General features: G+C 72.9%; 21 protein-coding genes. 3 read left to right on the forward strand and 18 right to left on the reverse strand.

The genetic code is table 11. The annotated features are described in order from the left end of the window. Window positions 1-224: 224 nt before the first annotated feature. Window positions 225-1,511, reverse strand: coding sequence for an O-acetylhomoserine aminocarboxypropyltransferase/cysteine synthase family protein (locus ACPOLA_RS14485; RefSeq protein WP_435771147.1), 1,287 nt, complete (start codon window positions 1,509-1,511; stop codon window positions 225-227). A gap of 112 nt (window positions 1,512-1,623) precedes the next feature. On the opposite strand from ACPOLA_RS14485, the gene ACPOLA_RS14490 reads away from it, so the two are divergent. Beyond that, window positions 1,624-2,709: an LOG family protein gene (locus ACPOLA_RS14490; protein ID WP_435771148.1), complete on the forward strand. Its 1,086-nt coding sequence runs from the start codon at window positions 1,624-1,626 to the stop codon at window positions 2,707-2,709. A 9-nt stretch (window positions 2,710-2,718) separates the two neighbouring features. On the opposite strand, the gene ACPOLA_RS14495 is transcribed toward ACPOLA_RS14490, so the two are convergent. After that, on the reverse strand, window positions 2,719-3,849 hold the full coding sequence (locus ACPOLA_RS14495) for a glycosyltransferase family 4 protein (RefSeq protein WP_435771149.1): 1,131 nt from the start codon (window positions 3,847-3,849) through the stop codon (window positions 2,719-2,721). A gap of 119 nt (window positions 3,850-3,968) precedes the next feature. Here ACPOLA_RS14495 and ACPOLA_RS14500 point away from each other — a divergent pair, with 119 nt between their 5' ends. Then, a complete protein-coding gene (locus tag ACPOLA_RS14500; protein ID WP_435771150.1) occupies window positions 3,969-5,696 on the forward strand; it encodes a TIGR03767 family metallophosphoesterase in 1,728 nt (575 codons plus the stop codon). Window positions 5,697-5,711: 15 nt separating this feature from the next. Here ACPOLA_RS14500 and rlmN read toward each other — a convergent pair whose 3' ends face one another. From rlmN to rpsB, 9 genes are all read right to left on the reverse strand, one after another. Next, a complete protein-coding gene (gene rlmN, locus ACPOLA_RS14505; protein WP_435771211.1) occupies window positions 5,712-6,854 on the reverse strand; it encodes a dual-specificity RNA methyltransferase RlmN in 1,143 nt (380 codons plus the stop codon). A gap of 24 nt (window positions 6,855-6,878) precedes the next feature. After that, window positions 6,879-7,235: a hypothetical protein gene (locus ACPOLA_RS14510; RefSeq protein ID WP_435771151.1), complete on the reverse strand. Its 357-nt coding sequence runs from the start codon at window positions 7,233-7,235 to the stop codon at window positions 6,879-6,881. A 40-nt stretch (window positions 7,236-7,275) separates the two neighbouring features. Beyond that, window positions 7,276-8,529 (reverse strand): kynureninase, encoded by a 1,254-nt coding sequence (locus ACPOLA_RS14515; protein WP_435771152.1) that lies wholly within the window; start codon window positions 8,527-8,529, stop codon window positions 7,276-7,278. Window positions 8,530-8,611: 82 nt separating this feature from the next. Then, window positions 8,612-9,466 carry a tryptophan 2,3-dioxygenase gene (locus ACPOLA_RS14520; RefSeq protein ID WP_435771153.1) on the reverse strand — a complete coding sequence of 285 codons (855 nt, stop codon included), beginning with the start codon at window positions 9,464-9,466 and terminating at the stop codon, window positions 8,612-8,614. Window positions 9,467-9,483: 17 nt separating this feature from the next. Beyond that, the gene (locus ACPOLA_RS14525) at window positions 9,484-10,377 is read right to left on the reverse strand and encodes a phosphatidate cytidylyltransferase (RefSeq protein WP_435771154.1); all 894 of its coding nucleotides are present in this window, start codon (window positions 10,375-10,377) and stop codon (window positions 9,484-9,486) included. An 18-nt stretch (window positions 10,378-10,395) separates the two neighbouring features. Then, on the reverse strand, window positions 10,396-10,950 hold the full coding sequence (gene frr / locus ACPOLA_RS14530; RefSeq protein ID WP_435771212.1) for a ribosome recycling factor: 555 nt from the start codon (window positions 10,948-10,950) through the stop codon (window positions 10,396-10,398). Between the two features lie 42 nt (window positions 10,951-10,992). Further along, window positions 10,993-11,706 carry a UMP kinase gene (pyrH, locus tag ACPOLA_RS14535; RefSeq protein WP_435771213.1) on the reverse strand — a complete coding sequence of 238 codons (714 nt, stop codon included), beginning with the start codon at window positions 11,704-11,706 and terminating at the stop codon, window positions 10,993-10,995. A gap of 176 nt (window positions 11,707-11,882) precedes the next feature. Further along, window positions 11,883-12,692, reverse strand: coding sequence for a translation elongation factor Ts (gene tsf, locus ACPOLA_RS14540; RefSeq protein ID WP_435771155.1), 810 nt, complete (start codon window positions 12,690-12,692; stop codon window positions 11,883-11,885). An 80-nt stretch (window positions 12,693-12,772) separates the two neighbouring features. Next, window positions 12,773-13,738, reverse strand: coding sequence for a 30S ribosomal protein S2 (rpsB, locus tag ACPOLA_RS14545; protein WP_435771156.1), 966 nt, complete (start codon window positions 13,736-13,738; stop codon window positions 12,773-12,775). Window positions 13,739-14,055: 317 nt separating this feature from the next. Between rpsB and ACPOLA_RS14550 the strand changes: the two genes are divergently transcribed. Further along, a complete protein-coding gene (locus ACPOLA_RS14550; protein ID WP_435771157.1) occupies window positions 14,056-14,625 on the forward strand; it encodes a murein hydrolase activator EnvC family protein in 570 nt (189 codons plus the stop codon). 5 nt (window positions 14,626-14,630) lie between these two features. On the opposite strand, the gene ACPOLA_RS14555 is transcribed toward ACPOLA_RS14550, so the two are convergent. The 7 genes from ACPOLA_RS14555 to ACPOLA_RS14585 form a co-directional block, all read right to left on the reverse strand. Continuing rightward, window positions 14,631-15,593, reverse strand: coding sequence for a tyrosine recombinase XerC (locus ACPOLA_RS14555; protein ID WP_435771158.1), 963 nt, complete (start codon window positions 15,591-15,593; stop codon window positions 14,631-14,633). A 40-nt stretch (window positions 15,594-15,633) separates the two neighbouring features. Then, window positions 15,634-16,800, reverse strand: coding sequence for a DNA-processing protein DprA (dprA, locus tag ACPOLA_RS14560; protein ID WP_435771159.1), 1,167 nt, complete (start codon window positions 16,798-16,800; stop codon window positions 15,634-15,636). Continuing rightward, window positions 16,797-18,464 (reverse strand): YifB family Mg chelatase-like AAA ATPase, encoded by a 1,668-nt coding sequence (locus ACPOLA_RS14565; RefSeq protein ID WP_435771160.1) that lies wholly within the window; start codon window positions 18,462-18,464, stop codon window positions 16,797-16,799. Before ACPOLA_RS14565 ends, dprA begins: the two co-directional genes overlap by 4 nt. Next, on the reverse strand, window positions 18,464-18,835 hold the full coding sequence (locus ACPOLA_RS14570; RefSeq protein ID WP_435771161.1) for a YraN family protein: 372 nt from the start codon (window positions 18,833-18,835) through the stop codon (window positions 18,464-18,466). Before ACPOLA_RS14570 ends, ACPOLA_RS14565 begins: the two co-directional genes overlap by 1 nt. Window positions 18,836-18,985: 150 nt before the next feature. Next, complete coding sequence (locus tag ACPOLA_RS14575) at window positions 18,986-20,524, reverse strand: Tad domain-containing protein (RefSeq protein ID WP_435771162.1); 1,539 nt, start codon at window positions 20,522-20,524, stop codon at window positions 18,986-18,988. A 45-nt stretch (window positions 20,525-20,569) separates the two neighbouring features. Then, window positions 20,570-21,001, reverse strand: a complete 432-nt coding sequence (locus ACPOLA_RS14580) for a TadE/TadG family type IV pilus assembly protein (RefSeq protein WP_435771163.1) — start codon at window positions 20,999-21,001, stop codon at window positions 20,570-20,572. A gap of 171 nt (window positions 21,002-21,172) precedes the next feature. Continuing rightward, a complete protein-coding gene (locus tag ACPOLA_RS14585; RefSeq protein ID WP_435771164.1) occupies window positions 21,173-22,948 on the reverse strand; it encodes a Tad domain-containing protein in 1,776 nt (591 codons plus the stop codon). Window positions 22,949-23,073: the final 125 nt, after the last annotated feature.

Raw genomic sequence — 23,073 nt, forward strand, 5'->3', positions numbered from 1 at the left:
GGCCGTGAGTGACCGGGTCGAAGGAGCCGGGGCACACCGCGCGCGTCATCGCGCCACCGTAGTGGTCGCGAACCACAGGGTGGTCTCCCCGTACTTCTTCTGGCGGCGCTTCACGGGCAGCGGCTCGTTCTCCGCGGGGGTGGGGGGGGCGGGCGCGCCCCCCCCCCCCCCGCTGGGTCTCGACGTATCCGATGCCCGTCACGGGCGTCGAACCTATCGGTGCCTCACTTCGCGGCGGCCAGGGCCTGCTCCAGGTCGGCGAGGATGTCCTCGACGTTCTCGATGCCCACCGAGAGCCGCACCATGTCCTCGGGCACCCCGGCGGCCTCCAGCTCCTCGGCAGTCAGCTGGGAGTGCGTGGTCGTGGCGTTGTGGATGGCGAGCGACTTGGCGTCACCGATGTTGGCGAGGTGGCTGAACAGCTCCAGGCTCTCGATGAACCGCTTGCCGCCGTCGCGCCCCGACTTCACGCCGAAGGACACCAGGCCGCCGTAGCCGCGGCCGGTGCCGATCCGGTCGGCCACCGCCTTGTAGGGGCTGTCCGGCAGCCCCGGGTAGCTGACCCAGGAGACCGCCTCGTGGTTGCTGAGGAACTCGGCCACCTTGAGCGCGTTCTCGCTGTGCCGCTCCATCCGCAGGTGCAGCGTCTCGAGCCCCTGCAGGAACAGCCAGGAGTTGAGCGGGGCGATGGCGGCCCCGGTGTTGCGCAGCAGCACCGTGCGCGCCCGGATGATGTAGGCGAGGTTGCCGACCGCCTCGGTCCAGACGACCCCGTGGTAGGCCCCGTCGGGCCGGGTCAGGCCGGGGAACCGCTCGGAGTGGGCGGCCCAGTCGAAGTTGCCGGAGTCGATGATGACGCCTCCGATGGAGGTGCCGTGCCCGCCGATGTACTTGGTGGCGGCGTGCACGACGACGTCGGCGCCGTGGTCGAAGGGCCGGACGAGCAGCGGGGTCGGGGCGGTGTTGTCGATGACCAGCGGCAGGCCCTGCTCGTGGGCGGCGTCGGCCCAGGCGCGGATGTCGATGACGTTGACCTTCGGGTTGCCGAGCGTCTCGCCGAAGACCAGCCGGGTCCTGTCGTCGACGTGCTGCGCGAGCTCCTCGGGCTTCTCCGGGTCCACGAAGCGGACCTCGATGCCGAACTGCGGGAGGGTGTGCGCGAACAGCGCGTAGGTGCCGCCGTACAGGGTCGAGAGGGCGACGATGTTGTCGCCGGCGTAGCAGAGGTTCAGCACGGCGTACGTCGTCGCGGCCGAGCCCGAGGCGGTGGCCAGCGCACCCACGCCGCCCTCCAGCTGCGCGATCCGCTCCTCGAAGACCGACTGCGTCGGGTTCATGATCCGCGTGTAGATGTTGCCCGGCTCGGCCAGCGAGAACAGGTTCGCGGCGTGCTCGGTGTCGTTGAAGACGTACGACGTCGTCTGGTAGATCGGCACCGCCCGCGCGTTGGTGGCGGGGTCGGCCTGCTCCTGGCCGGCGTGCACGGCGAGGGTCTCCGGTCGGTAGGTCATGGTGGCTCCTGTGGTGGCCTCGGGAGGGGTGCGGACTTTCTACACCGAGTCTCGACCCTCGGCGCCTGATGCTGCCGCCGTCCCGGCTGCCGGACGGGTAGCCTCCGGCGACGTGAGGAACACCCGGGGCCGCGTGGTGGTGGTCGAGTCCCTGGCCGAGCTCGACCGGCGCTGGGCCGCCGGCGCCCGCCGGATGGTCGGGTGGCGCCTCGTGGGGCTCGACCTGTCCGACCGGTCGGCGCCGCTGACGCGGTGCGACGCGAGCCGCACCACCTTCGTCGGCTGCACCTTCGCCCCGGGGGACGAGGAGCAGGTGCTCGCCCAGGGGGCGCTCGTGCTGCCCGGCGTCGACCACGCACCCATCGACAGCGCGCGCTCGGCGCTCTACGCACCCGACGAGCTCTACGACGCCGTCCCCTACCAGCGCAGCCTGGACGCCCGCGCCTACGCGTGGCTCCAGGCGTGTGCGGGCCACGACGACGCCCTCGCACAGGTGCTCCACGACGAGGGCGTGGACCGGGCGCTGGCGGCATGGGTCACCGGCCGCAGCCTCGTCGGCGTGATGGGCGGCCACGCGGCGCTGCGCGGCAGCGCCGAGTACGCCGCCGCCGCCCGCCTCGGCTCGCTCCTCGGTCGCCACCACACCGTGGCCACCGGAGGCGGCCCGGGAGCCATGGAGGCGGCCAACCTGGGCGCACGCCTGGCCCGGTGCGGGGACGCGGTGCTGGGCGAGGCGCTCGACCGCCTGGCCCGCGTCCCGTCGTTCCACCCGTCGGTGGATGGCTGGGTGCGGGCGGCGCGCGACGCCCTGGCGCTGTGCTCCGAGCCCACGGCGTCGCTGGGGGTGCCCACCTGGCACTACGGTCACGAGCCACCGAACCTCTTCGCGACCTCGGTCGCGAAGTACGTCCACAACGCGCTCCGGGAGGCGATCCTGCTGCAGATCTGCGACGCCGGCATCGTCTTCCTGCCCGGTGCGGGCGGCACCGTGCAGGAGATCTTCCAGGACGCCTGCGAGAACTACTACGCGGCCGAGGGCTCGGTGGCACCGATGGTGCTGGTCGGGCGGCAGCACTGGACCGAGCGGCTCCCTGCCTGGCCTCTCCTCCAGGCCCTCTCCCGCGGCCGGCCGATGGAGGGGCACGTGCACCTGGTGGACACCGTCGAGGAGGCGGCGGGCCTCTTCAACCCGTCGTGACCGTCCTGCTCAGCCGGCGAGGAGCCCGACCCGGGCCTCGATCACGGCGCGGTAGTGGTCGACCAGCTGACTGCTGATCGCCTGCCACGACCGCTCCTGCACCGACCGCAACGCCGTCGCACCCATCGCCCGGCGCAACGCCGCGTCGTCGACCAGACGGCCGACGTGCGCGGCGAGGGCCGCCGCGTCGCCGGGCCGGTAGAGCAGCCCCGTGGCGCCGTCGGCGACGACGTCGAGCGGACCGCCCGCCGCGGGCGCGACGACCGGCACCCCGGACGCCAGCGCCTCCTGCGCGGACTGGCAGTACGTCTCGTACCGGCCGGTGTGCACGAAGACGTCGAGCGAGGCGTGGGCGCGACCGAGGTCGGCTCCGTGGAGGAGACCGAGGAACGTGGCGCGTCCGCCGAGCAGGGCACGCAGCCGCTGCTCCTCCGGACCGCCGCCGACCAGCACCAGCCGGTAGCGGTCGTCGTCGGCGAGGTGCTCGAGAAGGTCCAGCTCCTTCTCCGCGGCCAGCCGGCCGACGTAGCCGACGAGCAGCCGGCCGTCCGCGGCGATCGACCGGCGCAGCGCCTCGTCGCGGTGGCGCGGGTTGAACGCGGCCAGGTCCACCCCGCGGCCCCAGCGGTGCACGGCCGGCACGCCGAGGTCGCGCAGCTGCTCGATGCTCGCGGTCGACGGGGCGAGGGTCCGGTCGACGTGGTGGTGGATCCGGCGGGTCAGCCGCGCGGCGGCGCGGACCCCGCCCGGGACGTCGTACCGCTCGGCGAAGCCGACCAGGTCGGTCTGGTAGATCGCCACGGTCGGGATGCCGAGCTCGGCGGCCGCGCGGGACGCCTGGTAGCCGAGCGTGGCCGGCGAGGCGATGTGGACCACGTCGGGACGGAACCGGAGCATGACCTGGCGCAGCCGGCGCCGGGTCTCCAGCCCGAGCCGGAAGTCCGGGTAGAACGGCAGGTTCGCGCCCCGGGCGCGGGTGAGGCGGAAGCCGGCGTAGACGTCCGGCCCCGTCGGGGCGACCAGCTCGGCCTGGTGCCCCTCGACGGCGAGGTGCTCGAGCACCCGGCGCACGGAGTTGGTGACCCCGTTGACCTGGGGCAGGAACGACTCGGTGACCACGAGCACCCGGAGCTTGTCCATGGCCGGGACGCTAGGAAGCCGCGCCCAACGCTCCCCCACGGCCGGATGGGTGTCCGGCGACCGCCTCGTGAACTGCAGAAGACACGTGACCCGACTCACTCCCCCGTCGTTGTCCGGCCGTGAACCCCCTCTCCCGCCGCGCCCTGATCCGCAAGACCGCCGCCGCCGGCGGCCTCGCCGCCGCCGCCACGGTGGCGCCCGGCGTGCTGAGCCCCCGTCCCGCGACCGCCGCTCCGGCGAACGTCGCCACGCTGCGCACCCGCTACGCCACCGGCACCCCCGGCGTGGGCGGCTACCGGCCGGTCATCCAGGTCGCGGGCGAGCCGCACCTGACCCGCACCGACCTCGGCGTGGTCGGTGAGGCCGGCCGTCACGCCCGGCGCAACGGCATGCTCGCCTTCGTCCAGCTCAGCGACGTCCACATCATCGACGCACAGTCGCCGCTCCGGCTGGAGTGGACCGACCGGCTCGACGACCCGTCGCCGCTGCCGGCGACCGGGATCTTCACCTCCTCCTACCGGGCGCAGGAGATGCTGACCGGCCAGGTCGCCGACTCGATGGTGCGGGCGATCAACCGGATCGCCAACGGGCCGGTCACCGGCAAGCCGCTCGCGGTGGCCGTCCAGACCGGCGACAACTCCGACAACTCCCAGCTCAACGAGGTCCGGTGGAACATCGGCGTCCTCAACGGCGGGACGGTGCGGGTCGACTCCGGCAGCCCGCTGCGCTGGGAGGGCGTCGCCGACAGCACGCCGCTGAACTACGACACCGCCTACTGGCACCCCCACGGCACCCCGGCCGGCAAGGCCGACGACCTGCCGCGCAAGGACTACGGCTTCCCGGTGGTCCCGGGCCTGCTCGACGCCGCCCGCCGCGCGTTCACCGCCGAGGGCCTCGACATGCCGTGGTACTCGGTCTTCGGCAACCACGACGGGCTCGTGCAGGGCAACTTCCCCGCCAACACGCTGCAGCTGAACCTGATCGCCACCGGCGCGCTGAAGATCACCTCGCCCCCGGCCGGGGTCAACCCGGGTGCCCTCCTCGACGACCTGCTGAACGACCCCGCCACCGTGCTCACCAACCTCCTCGGCGGCGGCCTCAGCGCCGGCGTGCGGACCGTGACGCCCGACCTCAACCGCCGCCTGCTCAGCCGCAAGCAGGTCGTGGAGCAGCACTTCCTGCTGGGCGGCGCGCCCCACGGACACGGCTTCACCACCGCCAACCGCCAGCAGGGGACGGCCTACTACCACTTCGACCGCGACGTCTTCCGCTTCGTGGTGATGGACACCGTCAACCCCAACGGCTACTACGACGGGTCGCTCGACCAGGCGCAGTTCGCGTGGCTCTCCGACCTGCTGGCGCGGTCGACCGACAAGATCGTGATGGTGTTCAGCCACCACCCCTCCGGCTCCATGTCCAACCCGCTGGTCGGCACCGGCGGCGACCTCCAGCCGCGGGTGGACGGCGCGGCCGTGCTCGACGAGCTGCTGGCCCACCAGCAGGTGGTGGCCTGGGTCAACGGCCACACCCACCGCAACACCATCACCCCCCGGCCGCGCACCGGTGGTGGCGGGCTCTGGGAGATCACCACGGCCTCGCACGTGGACTGGCCGCAGCAGGCCCGCATCCTGGAGATCACCGACAACCAGGACGGCACCCTGTCGATCTTCACCACCATGGTCGACCACGCCGGCCCGGCGTCGTACGGCGGCGACCTGAGCAACCCGGTCGCGCTCGCCGGCCTGGCGCGGGAGCTGTCGGCGAACGACTGGCACGACCACAGCAGCGGCACCGGCACGCCGGCCGACCGCAACGTGGAGCTGCTGGTCGCCAACCCGCTGGCGTAGCCAGGGCGCAGCCGGTCAGGGGGCGGCGGCGAGCTGTCCGCAGGCGCCGTCGATCTCCTGACCGCGGGTGTCGCGGACCGTCGTGGGCACGCCCTTGGCCTCGAGCCTGCGGACGAACTCGCGCTCGTCCTCGGGGTCCGAGGCGGTCCACTTCGAGCCCGGCGTGGGGTTGAGCGGGATCAGGTTCACGTGCACCCAGCCCCGCCCGCGCTCGCCGAGCACGTCGGCCAGGAGGTCCGCGCGCCACGCCTGGTCGTTGATCCCGCGCATCATGGCGTACTCGATCGAGACCCGGCGGCCGGTGCGCTCGAAGTAGTGGTGGGCGGCGTCGACGGTCTCGGCCACCGAGAACCGGGTGTTGATCGGCACCAGCTCGTTGCGCAGCTCGTCGTCCGGGGCGTGCAGGCTCAGCGCCAGCGTCACCGGGATGCCCTCGTCGGCGAGCTGGCGGATCCGCGGCACGAGACCCACCGTCGACACGGTGATGCCACGCGCGGACATGCCGTAGCCGTCCGGCGCGGGGTCGGTGAGCCGGCGTACGGCGCCGAGCACCGCCTTGTAGTTGGCGAGCGGCTCGCCCATGCCCATGAACACGATGTTGTTGACCCGACCGCCGCCGCCGGGCACCTCGCCGCGGTCGAGCGCACGAGCACCGGCGAGCACCTGCTCGACGATCTCCGCGGTGGACATGTTGCGCTGCAGGCCGGCCTGGCCGGTGGCGCAGAACGGGCAGGCCATCCCGCAGCCTGCCTGGCTGGAGACGCACATCGTCACCCGACCCGGGTAGCGCATCAGCACCGACTCGACGAGCGCGCCGTCGAAGAGCCTCCACAGCGTCTTGCGGGTCGCGCCCTTGTCGGCCTCCAGCGTCCGGAGCGGCGTCATCAGGTCGGGCAGCAGCGCCGCGACGAGGTCGGCGCGCTGCCCGGCCGGGAGGTCGGTCATCCGGTCCGGGTCGTCGACGAGCCGGGAGAAGTAGTGGGCCGAGACCTGGCGGGCGCGGAAGCCCGGAAGGCCCATCTCGACGAGCAGCTCCTTGCGCTCCTGCGGCGTGAGGTCGGCCAGGTGGCGGGGAGGCTTCTTGCGTCCCCGCGGCTCCGCGAGGACGAGGGGGAGCGGGCGGGGCCCGGTCTCCGGCTGCTCGGTCACCTGCCCGATTCTCCCACTCGCGGAGTCGCGGACCTAACTGTCGCGCTCGAGCAGGAACCAGATCACGGCTGTGGCCACGGCCAGCACGACGACGAGGGTGCCGACCATCCCCAGCAGCATGTACCGCGCGAACCGGCGGGTCCGGCGGGGCACCAGCAGGACCACCGGCACCGCCAGCAGCACCAGCACGAACGGGAAGAGCGTCTCGGCGCGCTCGTAGCCGGCGATCCACTTCAGCGTCGCGGCGTAGAGGCCCGGAACGACGATGATCGCCACCATCCCGGTGAAGAACCCGGCGAGCGGGAAGAAGACCGGGTGCTCCCGGTGGAACCAGTCCGGGCGGCGCGTGCGGGTGCTCGCCTCGTCCGGGTCCTCCACTGCCTGTGCCATGTCCGGGTGATCGTATCCGGCGAGGCTCACTGCTCCCCCATCAGCGCGCACCGGCGTCGATCAGCTCCCGGACGTGCGCGAGGGCGACGGCGACCTCCGTGAAGCCCGTGCTCAACGGCGACAGCCCGGCGCGGAGACCGCGCGGCGGGCGGAAGTCCGGGATCACGCCGCGCTCCCACAGCTGCTGGACCACCGACCGCATCGCGTCGTGCTCCAGGGTGACGTGGCCGCCGCGGACCGCCGGGTCGCGCGGCGACGCCACGGTGACGCCCCGGGGAGCCAGCGCCTCGTCGGCGACCCGTACGGCGAGGTCCGTGAGCCGCTGGGACTTCTCGCGGACCGCGGCCATGCCGGCCTCCTCGAGCAGGACCACCATGTCCTGGAGCGGGACCATGCCGAGGATCGGCGGCGTCCCGCTGATGAAGCGACGAATGCCGGTCGCCGGCTCGTAGGCCGGTCCCATCGCGAACGGGTCGGCGTGCCCCATCCACCCCGGGATGGGCTGGGTCAGCTGGTCCTGCAGCCGCGCCGCCACGTAGCCGAAGGCGGGCGCGCCCGGACCGCCGTTGAGGTACTTGTAGCCGCACCCGACGGCGAGGTCGACCCCGTCCCGGTCCAGGGCGAGCTCGACGGCACCCGCGGAGTGGCACAGGTCCCAGAGCACCAGGGCACCCTCCTCGTGTGCGGCGGCGGTGATGGCCGGCAGGTCGGCGATGAACGCCGACTTGTAGGCGATGTGGCTCAGCAGGACCAGCGCGGTGCGCTCGGTCACCGCGGCGCGGACCTGGTCGGGCAGCACACCCGTCGCCGGATCCGGCGAGATCCACCGCACCGAGAGGCCGGCCTCCGCCGCGACGGCGTCGACGACGAACCGGTCGGTCGGGAAGTTCTCGGTGTCCGCGACGATCTCGCTACGTCCCGGCCGAGCCGCGACGGCCGCCCGGACGAGCTTGTAGAGCATCACCGTCGTGGAGTCGGCGACCACCGTCTGGCCGGCGGCCGCGCCGAGCACCGCGCTGCCGAGGAGGTCGCCGAGCTCCGTCGGCCGGTCCATCCACTGCTCGTCCCAGGCGCGGATCAGCCGGTCGCCCCACTCGCCGTCGACGAACTCCGCCAGCCGGCTCCGGGTGGCCTGCAGCGGGCGGCCCAGGGAGTTGCCGTCGAGGTAGGCGATCACGCCGTCGGACCGGACGAACCGGTCGCGGTAGCGTCCCAGCGGGTCGGCGGCGTCGAGCCGTGCCGCCTCCTCCACCAGGTGGCGGGGCAGCAGCCGGAGCACGTCATCGGTGGGCACGGGTCTCCTCGCTGTCGGTGCGGTCGGTGCTGCGGGTGCGGTCGGCGCTGTCGGTGCGGTGGTGGCGCCGGGGCGCCGGCCGTCAGCCACCGATGCCGCTTCGCAGGGTGTAGAGCTCGGGGAAGAAGGTCAGGTCCAGCGCCCGCTTGAGGAAGTCGACGCCGGAGCTGCCGCCGGTGCCGGTCTTGAAGCCGATCGTGCGCTGCACGGTGCGCAGGTGCCGGAAGCGCCAGAACTGGAAGGCGTCCTCCAGGTCCACCAGGTCCTCGCAGGTGGCGTACGCCGGCCAGTGGGCGGCGGTGTCGTCGTAGATCCGCTCGAACACCGGCACCAGCTCCGGCACCTCCACCCACGGCGTGCGCACGTCGCGGTGCAGCACCGCCGACGGCACCGGGTGCCCCTGCCGCGACAGGTGGCGCAGGAACGCGTCGTACACGGTCGGCGTCTCGAGCAGCTCGGCCAGCTCGGCGTGCACCTCGGGTCTCGCCTCGAAGACCTCGAGCATGCCGGCGCTCTTGTTGCCGAGGATGAACTCCACGGCGCGGTACTGGTGCGACTGGAAGCCGGAGGAGGCGCCGAGGAACCCCCGGAACTCGGAGTACTCGGTCGGCGTCAGGGTGGCCAGCACCGACCACTGCTCGGCCAGCGTGCGGAAGATGTGCTTGACCCGGGCCAGCGCCTTGCGGGCCCGGCTGACGTTGTCGTCGTCGAGGTAGCGCCGGACGGCGCGGAGCTCGTGCAGCACGAGCTTGAACCACAGCTCAGTGGTCTGGTGCTGGACGATGAAGAGCAGCTCGTCGGGGTGCTCGGGTTCGCTCACCGGGTGCTGGGCCGACAGCAGCCGGTCCAGGTCGAGGTAGGCGCCGTAGTCCATCGCCGAGCGGAAGTCGGTCCGCACGCCTGGCTCGATGGGGCGCTCGCCGCGGTCTCCGGCCATGACGTTCCTCCGTGGGATCAGGTGAAGACGGCGTAGTGGAGGAGCAGCCACACCGGCGCGATGGTCGCCAGCAGGGAGTCGAGCCGGTCCAGCAGCCCGCCGTGCCCCGGGATGACCTGGCTCATGTCCTTGATGCCCAGGTCGCGCTTGATGACCGACTCGCAGAGGTCGCCGAGCGTGGCCATCACCACCGCGATCAGGCCGAGGCAGGCACCGATCCACCACTCACCGTGGAGGAGGTAGACCACCAGCGCCAGGCCGGCTCCCACGGTGGCGAGCACCGAGCCCGCGAAGCCCTCCCAGGACTTCTTGGGCGAGATCACCGGCGCCATCGGGTGCTTGCCGAAGAGCACACCCGCGGCGTACCCGCCGATGTCGGAGGCGATGGTGACGAGGATGAAGGTGATGATGCCCTTCACGCCGTCGTCGTCCAGCCCCCCGCCGCCGAGGCCGCCCTCCGCCAGCATCAGCGCCACGAACGAGCCGAGGAACGGCAGGTAGATCAGCGCGAAGACCGACGCCGTGGCGGTGCGGACGTAGCCGTCGACACCTCGCCGGAGCAGCCACAGCATCACGACGAGCGCGGTGACCGCGGTCGCCGTCACCAACGCCTCGGCGCCCCACACGTAGGCGACCACGACCATCACGACGCCACCCACCATGAGCGGCTGCTCGGGGAGGTCGATCCCCTTCGCGAGCAGTCCCCGGCGCAGCTCCCACACCGCGACGACCACGGCGACCGCGACGATCACCATGAACGCCGGCTTCCAGAAGACCAGCGAGGCCGCCACGGCGGCGAGCAGGACGACGGCGGACGCGACGGCGGCCTTCAGGTCCCGACCGGCGCGGCCGTGGTCCTTCTTCGCCGGCTGGCTCTGCGCAGCGTCGGTCGAGGGTGGGGTGTCGGTCATCGGTGGTCGCCCGGGGTCTCAGACCTCGAGCAGCTCCGATTCCTTGTGCTTCAGCATCTCGTCGATCGCGTCGGTGTGCTTCTTGGTCAGGCCGTCGAGGCGCTTCTCGGCCCCGGTCACGTCGTCCTTGCCGGCCTCGCCGTCCTTCTCCAGCTTCTCGAGGTTCTGCTTGGCCTTCTGGCGCACCTGGCGTACGGCGACCCGGCCGCCCTCGGCCTTCTCCTTGGCGAGCTTGATGAACTCCTTGCGGCGCTCCTCGGTGAGCTCGGGGAAGACGCAGCGCAGCTGCTTGCCGTCGCTCGCCGGGTTGACCCCCAGGTCGGAGTCACGGATGGCCTTCTCGACGTTGGGCAGCGCGCCCAGGTCGTAGGGCTGCACCAGGATGATCCGCGCCTCGGGCGCGGTGAAGGAGGCCAGCTGCTGCAGCGGGGTCGGCGTCCCGTAGTAGTCGACGAGGATCTTGCTGAACATGCTCGGGTGGGCACGCCCGGCGCGGATGGCGGCGAACTCCTCACGGGTCGCGTCGACCGACTTGCCCATCTTCTGGTCGGCCTCGTTGAGGATGTCGTTGATCACCGGGGGTCTCCTTCTGCGGTGGTGGGAGGGCTCGGCCGGTCAGCCGGCGCTCACCCGCGTGCCGATCTTCTCACCCTTCACGACGCGCAGGATGTTGCCCTCGGGCTCCATGCCGAAGACGATCATCGGGAGCTTGTTCTCCCCGCACAGCGCGAAGGCGGTCTGGTCCATGATCCGCAGGCCCTGCGCGATCGCGTCGTCGTAGGTGAGCTCGTCGTACTTGACGGCGTCGGGGTCGCGGTTCGGGTCGGCGCTGTAGACCCCGTCCACGCCGCTCTTCGCCACGAGGACGACGTCGCACTTGCTCTCGAGGGCGCGCTGCACGGCGACGGTGTCGGTGGAGAAGTAGGGCAGGCCCATGCCGGCGCCGAAGATCACGACACGGCCCTTCTCCATGTGCCGGATCGCGCGCCGCGGGATGTAGGGCTCGGCGACCTGCCCCATGGTGATGGCCGACTGCACCCGGGTCTCGACGCCCTGCTTCTCGAGGAAGTCCTGGAGCGCCAGGCAGTTCATCACGATGCCGAGCATGCCCATGTAGTCGGCACGGACGCGGTCCATGCCCCGCTGCTGGAGCTCGGCCCCGCGGAAGAAGTTGCCGCCGCCGGTGACCACGGCGATCTGGACGCCGGCGTCGACGACGGCCCTGATCTCGTGAGCGACCGCCTGGACGACGTCGGGGTCGACACCGACCTTCCCGCCACCGAAGACCTCACCCGAGAGCTTCAGGAGGACTCGCTTGTAGCCACCCACCAGGGTCCTTCCGTCGAATCGAACCGCCACGACCGAGGTTACCGAACCGGGTCCCACCCGCGACCGGGGCGGCGGCCGTGCCGGCCCCGGAGGTGGCGATCCTCACCACGGATCCTCACCAAAAGCGACAGCGTGAGCACGGGCAGCCCGTGCTCACGCTGTCGACCTGTGCTGGGTCAGGCGCCGACCTCGAAGCGGACGAACCGCTTGACGGTGGTGCCGGCCTCGTCGAGGACCGACTTCACCGACTTCTTGCTCTCGGTGACCGACTCCTGCTCGAGCAGGACGATCTCCTTGAAGAACCCGCCCAGGCGCCCCTCGACGATCTTCTCGATCGCCTGCTCGGGCTTGCCCTCCTCGCGGGTCTTCTTCTCGAGCACGTCCCGCTCGGCGGCGACCACGTCGGCGGGGACCTCGTCGCGGGTGAGGTACTGCGGCCGCAGGGCCGCGACCTGGCGAGCGGCGCCCTTCGCGGCGTCCTCGTCGCCGTCGTACTCCACCATCACGCCGATGGCGGGCGGCAGGTCCGCGGCCCGCTTGTGCAGGTAGACCGCGACCGGGCCGTCGAAGTACGCCACGCCGCCGAGCTCGATCTTCTCGCCGATCGTGATCGCGAGGCCCTCGACGACCTGACCGACGGTGCTGTCGCCGAGCGGCAGCGCCTTGGCGGCCTCCGCGTCGGTGGCCTTGCCCTCGTTGACCGCCTCGGCGATCTTCTGCGCGGTGGCGATGAACTCGTCGTTCTTCGCGACGAAGTCGGTCTCCGACTTCAGCTCCACCAGCGCGTTGCCGACGTTGGCGACGAGGCCGGCGGAGGTCTCGCGCTCGGCACCGCGGGCGGCGGCCTTGGCGGCACCCTTGACGCGGAGCAGCTCGACGGCCTTGTCGAAGTCGCCGTCGGTCTCGTCCAGCGCCTTCTTGCAGTCCATCATGCCCGCGCCGGTGAGCTCGCGGAGCTTCTTGACGTCAGCGGCAGTGAAAGCCATGGGTTCTCCCTGGGATCAGTCGTGCGGGCAGCGCGCCGCGGGTGCGGCGCGCTGCCCGGGGGTCGGACGGTGGCGGAGGCTCAGGCCTCGGCCGGGGCGTCGGCGGCCGGGGCCTCGGCCGACTCAGCAGCTTCGGCGGTCGGCTGCCCTGCCTCAGTTGCCTCGGCGGCCTCGGCGGCCTCGGCGGCCTCGGTGGCCTCGGTGGACGCGCCGGTGGCCTCGGACGCCGGGGCGTCGACGGCCGGCTCGCCACCGGTGGCCTCCACGGCGGCCTTCTCCGCGTCACCCTCGAGCAGCTCGCGCTCCCACTCGGCCAGCGGCTCCTCGGCGGCGGGGCTCGCGGACGAGCCGGCGCCGGAGCGGGCCATCAGGCCCTCGGCCGCGGCGTCCGCGACGACGCGGGTGAGCAGGCCGACCGCACGGATCGCGTCGTCGTTGCCCGGGATCGGGAAGTCGACGTCGTCGGGGTCGCAGTTGGAGTCGAGGATCGCGATGATCGGGATCCGCAGCTTGCGGGCCTCCTCGACCGCCAGGTGCTCCTTGTTGGTGTCGACGATCCAGACCGCGGACGGGGTCCGGGCCATGTCGCGGATGCCGCCGAGCGACTTGTTCAGCTTGTCGCGCTCGCGACGCATCTGCAGCAGCTCCTTCTTGGTGCGGCTGCTGCCCGCGACGTCGTCGAAGTCGATCTCGTCGAGCTCCTTGAGGCGGTTGATCCGCTGGTGCACGGTCGAGAAGTTGGTGAGCATGCCGCCCAGCCAGCGCTGGTTGACGTAGGGCATGCCGACGCGGGTCGCCTGCTCGGCGATCGCCTCCTGCGCCTGCTTCTTGGTGCCGACGAACATGATCGTCCCGCCCTTGGCCACCGTCTCCTTGACGAAGGCGTAGGCGCGGTCGATGTAGGCCAGCGACTGCTGCAGGTCGATGATGTAGATGCCGTTGCGGTCCGTGAGGATGAACCGCTTCATCTTCGGGTTCCAGCGACGGGTCTGGTGTCCGAAGTGGACGCCGCTCTCGAGGAGCTGGCGCATGGTCACGACAGCCATGATGGGTCTCCTGTTTGGTTTTCAGTTGGTCCTGTCGTCTGCGCGCGACCCGACCGTTCCCGGACTTGCTGGACACGGACTGAGGATCGGCGCCCACGGGCGATCGGGACCGGAGTGGACCCGTCGTGGTCTGCAGGCGAGCGAATTCCGGCCCAGGGCGGACCGGTAGGAGACAGCCTACGCCGTACGACGCCCGCCGGACCAATCGCGGACCGGGACGCCGGCAGCTCTCCACAGCGCCGCCCCGACGCACCGCTCCTCCCCAGGGTCGGCGCGGACCACGGCCGGCCGCCGGGGGCCACCGGCAGGCTGCTCGGATGACCCTCCCGACCCCGCTCCTGCTCCTGCTCCCGGTGACCCTCCTCGCGGCACTGCTGGCCTCCGGCCCGGCGCCCCCGGCGGCAGCGGGCGACGATCCGGTCGGCGTGTGGCCGCTGCGTCCCGAGCCGGACGTGGTGGTGCGCTTCGACCCGCCCGACTCCCCCTACGGCCCGGGGCACCGCGGCGTGGACCTCGCCGGCGCTCCGGGCCAGCGGGTGCACGCGGCACTGCCGGGACGCGTGGTCTATGCCGGGCGGCTCGCGGGCCGCGGGGTCGTGGTGGTGAGCCACGGCCCCACCCGCACGACCTACGAGCCGGTCACGGCGTCGGTCGCGGTCGGCGACGAGGTGCTCGGCGGCGCACCGATCGGGGCCCTGGAGCTGGCGGGCTCGCACTGCTTCCCCCGCGCGTGCCTGCACTGGGGCTGGCTCCGGGGCGAGACCTACCTCGATCCGCTGCGCCTCGTCGGCAGCGGCCCGGTGCGCCTGCTGCCCCTCTGGCGTGACCGGCCGGCGGGACGCCTGGTCCCGTGGCGGCCCCTCGGGGTGCGGGTGGGACTCCCCTGACGCGGTCAGGCGCGAGGATGCGCCTGGCGGTAGGCCCGTCGCAGCCGGTCGGTGGTGACATGGGTGTAGCGCTGCGTCGTCGCCAGGGAGGCGTGCCCGAGGAGCTCCTGGACCGACCGGAGGTCGGCACCGCCCTCGAGCAGGTGCGTCGCCGCGGTGTGGCGCAGGCCGTGCGGGCCGAGGTCCGGCGCTCCCGGCACGTCGGCGATCCGGCGGTGCACCAGCGTGCGCACCGCCCGCTGGTCGATCCGCCCACCGCGGGAGCCGAGGAAGAGCGCGGCACCAGAGCCCTCCCGGCGCAGCTGCGGCCGACCGCGGACCAGCCAGGCGTCGAGCGCCTCGGCCGCGGGCCGGCCGAAGGGGACGGTGCGCTCCTTGCGTCCCTTGCCGAGCACGCGGAGCAGGTTGCGGTCGCGGTCGACGTCGTCGACATCGAGCCCGCACAGCTCGCCGACGCGCACGCCGGTCGCGTAGAGCAGCTCGAGCATCGCCACGTCGCGCAGGCCCACGGCACTGCCGTCGTCGGCCAGGGCCGTGGCCGCGGCGATCAGGTCCCGGGCCTGGTCGACGCGCAGCACCTCGGGCAGCGTCCGGTGCGGCTTGGGCGAGCCCAGCGCCGAGCCGGCGTCGGTGGCCGCGCGACCGGTCCGGGCGAGCCACGCCGTGAACACCCGGGCGGACGTGGCCCGACGAGCGATCGTGGTGCGCGAGAGACCCAAGGTCTGCTGCTTGGCGAGCCAGCTGCGCAGCGTCCGCAGGTCGATCTCCGCCACGTCGGTGAGGCCGAGCCGGGAGACGTGGTCGAGCAGACCGCCGACGTCACCGACGTAGGCCTTCACCGTGTGCGGCGCCAGGTCGCGCTCGGCGGCGAGGTGGCGCTCGTAGTCCGCCAGGGTCCGGGCGAGCGGCTCTGGGAGCCCCGGGCAGGCAGGGTCCGGAGGAGGGACTGGTGCCTCACCTGCGGTCATGGCGCGATCCTAGGGACGGTCGTGCCGTCGTCGTCGGACCTCAGGCCAGAGCGAGGTCGGTGAGCCGCCACCCGGTGGGGAGCTGCTCGACCAGGCCCCGCTCGCACAGCCGCACCAGCGTCTTGTGCACCTCCACGACGCCGAGCCCCGCGACGACCGCGATCGAGTCGGTGGACGCTCCCACCGCGACCGGGACCGCGTCCAGCACCTGCTGCTGCCGGATGGTCAGCCGGTCGCGCGGTCGGTCGGGGCCGCGCGGCTCCTCGAGGAGGGCCTCCCCGGCGCCGCCCACCAGCTCGAGGACGTCGGCGCCGCCGGTCACGAGCGTGGCGGCACCGCTGCGCACGAGGTGGTGGACGCCTTCGGAGGCGACGCTGGTCACCGGCCCGGGCACCCCCATCACGACCCGGTGGAGGCGGTCGGCCCAGTTGCTCGTGCTCAGGGCGCCGCTCCGCACGGCGGCCTCCACGACCACCGTGCCGCGGGTGAGCGCCGCGATGAGCCGGTTGCGGGCGAGGAAGCGGACCCGGTGCGGCGCCTCGCCGGGCGGCGCCTCCGAGACGACGGCGTGGTGCTCGCCGAGATGTCGGATCAGGTCCCGGTGCGCAGCCGGGTAGACCCGGTCGGCGCCGCACGCGAGCACGGTCACGGTGCGCCCACGGGCGCTCAGGGCACCGCGATGGGCTGCGTAGTCGATGCCGAACGCCCCGCCGGAGACGACGACCCGTCCGGCGCCCGCGACGACGGCGGCGACCTCGGCGGCCACCCGGTCGCCGTACGTCGTCGAGGACCGGGAGCCGACGATCGCGACCGAGGCGGACAGCTCGTCGAGCCGCATCGGCCCCTTGACCCAGAGCCCGATCGGGACCCCGCCGCGTTCCTGGAGCGGGGGCGCGTGCGCGAGGTCGTCGAGCTGGGTGGGCCACTCGTCGTCGCCCGGCGCCACGAACCGGATCCCGAGGCGCGCGGCCCGCTGCAGCTCCCGCTCGGGATCCACCGTCGCCAGGCGGGCGGCGGCGGCGACCAGCTGGGCCCGGTGGTCGGGGTGCTCGCGCAGCGCGGCGAGGAAGCGCGCCGCGCCCAGCTCGTGGGTCAGTGCGGTGAAGACGTGGTCGCCCGGCTCGGCGACGAGGCTGAGGGTGACCCGCGCGAGACGCTCGTCGGCTTCGTCGGGTCCGCTGCCGGACACGGGGACCGTCTCGCTCATCCGGCGCGCTCTGCGTGGCCGGTGCGCTCGACCCGGTCACCGCGCACGGTCCGCAGGTCGAGCGGCTCGCCGTTGCGGAGCCGGAGCGCGACCTGCACGTCCTCGACCTCCGGCACGGCGTCCGGATCCCTGTCCGGCTCCACGTCCGATTCGGAGCCGCGGCCGGCGCGCACCGAGCGGAGGTCGGCGACCGTCCACGCCAGCCGGAGCACCCGCACCGCTCCGCGGGCGCTCAGCCGGCCCCGGTAGGTCTCGTCGTCGACCAGCGCCTGCGCCGCCGGGGTCACCGGCCAGCGGTCCTTGAGCCGGGGGCTGGGCACCTGGCTGTTCAGCCGCCACCCGCAGCCCCGGAATCGGCGTCGCTGCCGCTCGCGGGCCGCGCTCACCCGCCGGCGCACGGCGGCGGACGGCTCGGGGGCGGCGAACATGTCGTGCGCGGCGGGAGAGGCCGGGAGCACGTGGCGGGTGATGTCGATGCGGTCGGCGATCGGTCCCGACACCTTCAGCCGATAGTCGCGGCGCACGGGGTTGGAGCACCGGCACCGGTTGGCACCGGGATCGGTGCTGTACTCCCCGCAGGCGCAGGGGTTGCACGCGAGCACGAGCAGGCAGCCGGCCGGCAGGGTCACCGACTCGTCGCGCCGTGCCACGGTGATGTCGCCGCTCTCCAGCGGTTGGCGGAGCGCCTCGATCACGTCGGAGCGGAAGAGGGGGAACTCGTCGAGGAAGAGGACCCCGCAGTGGGCGCGGCTGATCTCGCCCGGCCGGACCTGGCCGTGTCCTCCGCCGATGACGCTGACCTTGCTGGCGTCGTGGTGGGGCGCGGCGAACGGGGGCCGGGTCACCATGCCGCCGCCGGGGTCGAGCACTCCCGCCAGGGAGTGGAGCGCGGTCAGCTCCAGCGACTCCTCCGCGGTGAGGTCGGGGAGGACGGTCGGGATCCGCTCGGCGAGGCTGGTCTTGCCGGCGCCCTTCGCACCGGACAGCAGCACGGCGTGCCCGCCCGCGGCGGCCACCTCCACGGCGTACTTCTCGTCCTCCATCCCGCGCAGGTCGGCGAGGTCGAGCTCGTCGAGACGCTCGTCGCCGCGCCAGGTGATCAGCCGGGCACCGGAAGCCGGCGCCACCGGAGGTGCGACCGGCACCTCCTCGCCCCGCAGCTCGGCCACGACCTGGGCGAGCGACCGCATGCCCAGCACGCTCACGCCGGGGACCATGGCCGCCTCGTCGGCCTGCGGCTCCGGGACGACCACCCGCCGGATGCCCCGCTCCGCGGCAGCGAGGGTCATCGGCAGGACCCCGACGGCCGGGCGCAGGCCGCCGGAGAGCGTGAGCTCGCCGACGAACGCCGTGCCGCCCAGCGCCGCCAGCGGCAGCTGGCCGTCGGCGCCGAGCACGCTCAGCGCGATGGCGAGGTCGAAGTGCGTGCCCGACTTCGGCAGGTCCGCCGGCGAGAGCAGGATGGTCGTGCGCTTGGTGACCGGCCACTCGAGGCCGCTGTTGACCACGGCCATCCGCACCCGCTCCTGACCCTCGCGGAGCGCCACGTCGGCACGTCCGACGACCGCCACGTTCGGCTGCCCCGGGGAGACGTCGGCCTGGACGTCGATCAGGTGGCCGAGCGCCCCGTTGAGCGCCACGGTGTGGGCGGTGGCGAACGGCATCAGGCCAACCCCCGGACGTGGTCGAGGACCGCGGGACCGCTCCGCGGCCGGAGCACCGCCACGAGGTCGACCCGGATACCCGCCGGCCGGACGCCCCGCTCGAGGGCCCACCGCTCCCCCAACCTCTTCAAGCGGGCCAGCTTGGCATCGGTGATCGCCTCGTGCGGACTGCCGGCCACCAGGCTGCTGCGGGTCTTCACCTCGCACACCACGAGGGTCGCGCCGTCGCGCAGCACGATGTCGACCTCGCCCTCGTCACACCGCCAGTTGCGCTCGAGCACCGCCATCCCGAGCCCGGCGAGGTGCCGCGCCGCCACCTCCTCGCCGTACGCCCCGATCGCCTGGCGCGCCGCTGCTGTCGTCCTCGTCATGCCGCCCAGCGTCCACGCTCCCCCTGACGTCGCGGCAGGACGTCGGCTCGGCGTTGTGGACGGCGACGGCCGTCCACAGGGTCCGCGCCGCCGGGCGGCGCGTCGGGTGACTCCTGTGACGCCTGGGATGGACGGCGGGGCGGGGAGCGGTCAGTCGACCAGCTTCGGCGCGTCGCACCTCGGGACTCGGTCGAGGTAGACGTCGGCGCCGCTCAGGTCGAGGCCGAGGGTCCTCAGCAGCGGGGTCAGCAGCGCGCTGTCGAGGCCCTGGACCAGCGGGTTGACGAGCCCGCTCACGAGGCCGTCCAGGATCGGTGACAGCACCACACCGAGGGGCAGGCCGATCAGCTTGACACCCGAGGTGCGGGTGGTCAGGTTCGGGAGCCCGCTGCTGTTGTTGTGCACGGTGACCGGACGGTCGTAGTCGGCGTCGGAGGTGATCTCGATGACGGCGTCGCCGCTGGAGTCGGACGCGCCGGTGATCCGGATCGGCCCGCCGACGACCGGGATCCCGAGTGCGTAGACGGTGACCTCGAGGGTGAGGTCGATGCTGAGCAGCCCGTCCGCCACCCGCACCGTCGCGCCTGCCGGGTCGCACCGGACGTCGGTGAGCTGACCGCTGGCGCTGGCCAGGCTCACCGAGCCGCTGAGCCGCACCCTCGTGCGGCCGACACCCAGGTTGAGGTCGAGCAGCGAGCTCGAGAGGGTGAGATCCACCTGAGACGACGTGGCCCGCGCGTCGGGGTGGTTCTTGCGGCCGCAGCCTCGCTTCGGCGGCTCGATGATCTCGAGCCCCACGGTCACGCCGGCGAGGGGTCCGAGGTTGACGTTGGCCTGCGGGATGCTGAGCCCCGCCTCACCGGTCGCCGCAGCGGCCGCCGCCGTGACCAGGTCGAGGAGGTTGAGGTCGGCGTCGAGGCCGTGTCCGGTGCCGGTGGCGATGCCGAGGATGTCGGAGACCCGGAGCTGCGCGGCCCCGACGCTCGCCGCGATCGACTCCAGCAGCGCGACGTTGGCGGTCGACTGCCCGTCCAGGGCGTCGGCGGCGGCGAGGTAGAAGTCGCCGAGCGACACCAGCCTCGACCCGGCGAGCACCTCCTCAGTCGTCAGCGCTCCGACCTCGGCGCCGAGCAGCTCGACCAGCTTCACCCGTGCGTTGGCCAGTCCGTTGTAGTCGACGGCGCTGAGCGTGATGTTGCTCCCGAGCGCGCCCAGCAGCGGTCCCAGGAGCGGTGAGGCGCCCGTGTCGAGACGTGCGGCATAGGAGCCGATCGCGAAGCACGCTCCGCCCACGGACTGCGCCACCGCGCTGCGGACGGCCTCGCCGCGCTCAACGCCGGTGAGGCCTCCGAAGACGAAGTCCACGCCGGAGTCGGCGACGACCCGTACCGCGTCGGGCACCCCGGCGTCGGGGACGGCGACGAAGGCGCCGTCGTCGTAGGTGCCGAGGTCGAAGCTCACGGTCGGTGGATCACCCGCGTTGTCGGTGTTGCGGGCGACGCTCTCGTCACGAGCCGCCGTCATCGGGCCCTGAAGGGCCCCGCGGGTGCGCCCGTCGAGCTGGCGGGCGAGGTCGAGCGCGACGAGGTCCGCGAGCGCCTGCATGTCGCGTCGTACGACGCGCTGCGAACCGAGGTCGACGGCGAAGGCGGCGGAGATCAGGAGCACGAAGGCGAGGAGGACGGCCATGAGGGCCGCGCTGACCCCGCGCTCGGTGCGCCTTCGGCCCCGCACTCAGCTCACCCGCGCCACGGCCGAGTAGCTCAACGTCTCCGGCAGGACGAGCCCGAACCCCGGGATGAGGGTCTCGTAGTCGATCACCACCTCGACGGTGGCGCACTCCGCACCCGAGGCGCACGCGCCGATGACGACCGAGCAGCCGTCGGCGCCGGTCACGCACTCCTCGCCGTGGGCGTCGAGGGCGTCGGCGACCGCGGCCTCCGCGGCCGCGATCTTCTCGGTGTTGCTTCCCGGGTGGACGGCAGCGGCACGTGCCCCCTCCGCCGCCGCCTGGCTGACCGACTGGCGCACGCTCAGCATGTCGCCGAAGTTGATGATGCCGAAGACCACGACCATCAGGAGCGGCAGGATGAGGGCGAACTCGACGGCGGCGGCTCCCCGCTCGCCCGGTCTCGCCGGACGCTCCCAGCGCACACGACGCCCCATCGCTGGCCTCCCCGCCATCGCTCCCCGTGACGCCTCCCCGGACGGCGTTGACCACACAGTAGTGCCGTGGTCGGTGCCGGGGAACCGATCCCGGGCCAAACTGCCCGGACGGCGTACCGTCCCTAGTTCATCCGGACTACGCATACCCGGGACCGGCCGTCGCCGCCCGCATCAGCCGACCAGGCGCGGGTCTCCGCAGCGGACACCGACCGCGTAGACGTCGGCGCCACCGATGCGGAGCCCGATCATCCGGGCAGCCGGACCGATGAACCTCTCGTTGATGTGGTTGATCAGCGGCGTGAGGGTCTTGTTGACGAAGCCGTTGTGGTCCGACCTCAGCTCGGCGACGATCAGCGAGGTCAGCGACCGCACCAGCCCGAGGTTGGCGACCACCTTGCCGCCGATCTTCACGTCGCTGATGGTCGGCACCACGGACGCGGGGTCCAGGTGCACGGACGACCCGACCTGGACCGGCGTGACGTCGTTCGGAGGGATGGAGAGCGTCACCAGGTCGCTCCCCGGCGCGTCGCCCGTGGCGACGGTGAGCCGCAGGTTCACCTCGATGTCGACCTTGCCGTTGCCGCCGAGCAGGCCACCGAGCAGCCCACTGAGGAGGCCGCCCAGCCCGAGGTCCTCCAGCGCGTCGACCTTGACGCTGCCGACGACCGACAGGTCCGCCGTCACCGAGTACGACGCCAGCTCGGTCCGCACGTCGACCGCGAAGGTCGACGGGTCGCCGGGTCCGCTGCCGCAGTGGACCTCCGGCGGCGCCACCAGCCGGCCCTCGCCGCCGCCCAGGTGCACGCCGATGTTGCCCGTGCCCTTGGCGGTCTGCACCGTGCCGAGGCCGGGCAGGTTGAGGCTGGGCAGGTTGATGAAGTCGACGGCGAGGTCGCCCGACAGCTGGGCGTTGTCGGCCACCGACCCCTCGGTGTTGGGCATGCCGCACGCCATCTTCGCCGCCGAGATCAGGTGGATGGCGCCGGTGAACTGGTTGCCCACTCCCGGCACCTGCGCCTGCAGGTTGGGGACCTCGAGGAAGTACTGCCCGTCCGAGAGCCGGGCGGAGCCGACGATGTCGAGCACGTTGAGGGCGACCTGCAGGGCGGCCCGGTCGGTGGGCGCGACGTTGAGGACGTTGGCGAGGGTGACCGGCGGGATGGTCGCCGCGACCGACGAGCTGGCCAGCCGGCGCAGCGCCGTGACGGCGAGCTCGTTGTTGCCGCCCGTCTCGCGGGCCAGGACGTCCGCGACGACGGTGAGCAGGTCGGCGTACCCGATGGGGCCCCGCAGGAGCGCCTCCGGACTGCCGATCCGCGGGTCGGCGGCGAGCTGTCCCAGCCGCACGTCGGCGTCGGCGAGGGCGCGATAGCTGACCAGGTCGAGCCTGACGCCGAGGAGGTCGTTGAGCGGACCGAGCACGGTGCTGTCGCCGGTCCGGACGGACGCCACGAAGGAGCCGAGCTTGAAGCAGGCGGTCGAGGAGCTCTCGGCCGCCGCGTCCCGCTGTGCGTCGCCGGACTCCTCGTCGGACCCGATCACCGAGGCGAAGGCGAAGTCGACGGCGGTGCGCGCGACGACGCTGACCGCCGTGGGCACGCCGGACGCCATGGCCTGGAACACGCCGTCGTCCATCACGCCCACCTCGTAGGAGAGGTCGGGGGCCTGGTCGCCGACGATGTCCTGGTTGCGGGCCAGGCTCTCAGCGGCCGCCGCGTCGAGCACCGCACCGAGCTGGGCGACGGTGCGGCCGTCCAGCTCGCGTGCCAGGTCGAGCGCGACCACGTCGGCGAGCGCCTGCATGTCGGCGCGCGCGACCTTCTGCATGCCGAGGTCGACGATGAAGGCGGTGGAGACCATCACGATGCCGAGCACCAGGGTCATCAGCAGGGCGACCGCGCCCCGCTCGTCGGCCCGGCGCCGACCCGAGCGGCGTCGCTGCGGCACGTGACCCACAGGCGACCTCCCGATGCCTTCGCACGTGGACAGCCCCCCGCTGCCCCTCTCGGGACAGTACGGCCGGCGGGCCGCCCCCCTGCGGGGTCGACCCCGAAATCGGGACCAACGTCCCA

It is taken from the genome of Nocardioides proteolyticus (assembly GCF_051280635.3).
GTDB lineage: Bacteria > Actinomycetota > Actinomycetes > Propionibacteriales > Nocardioidaceae > Nocardioides.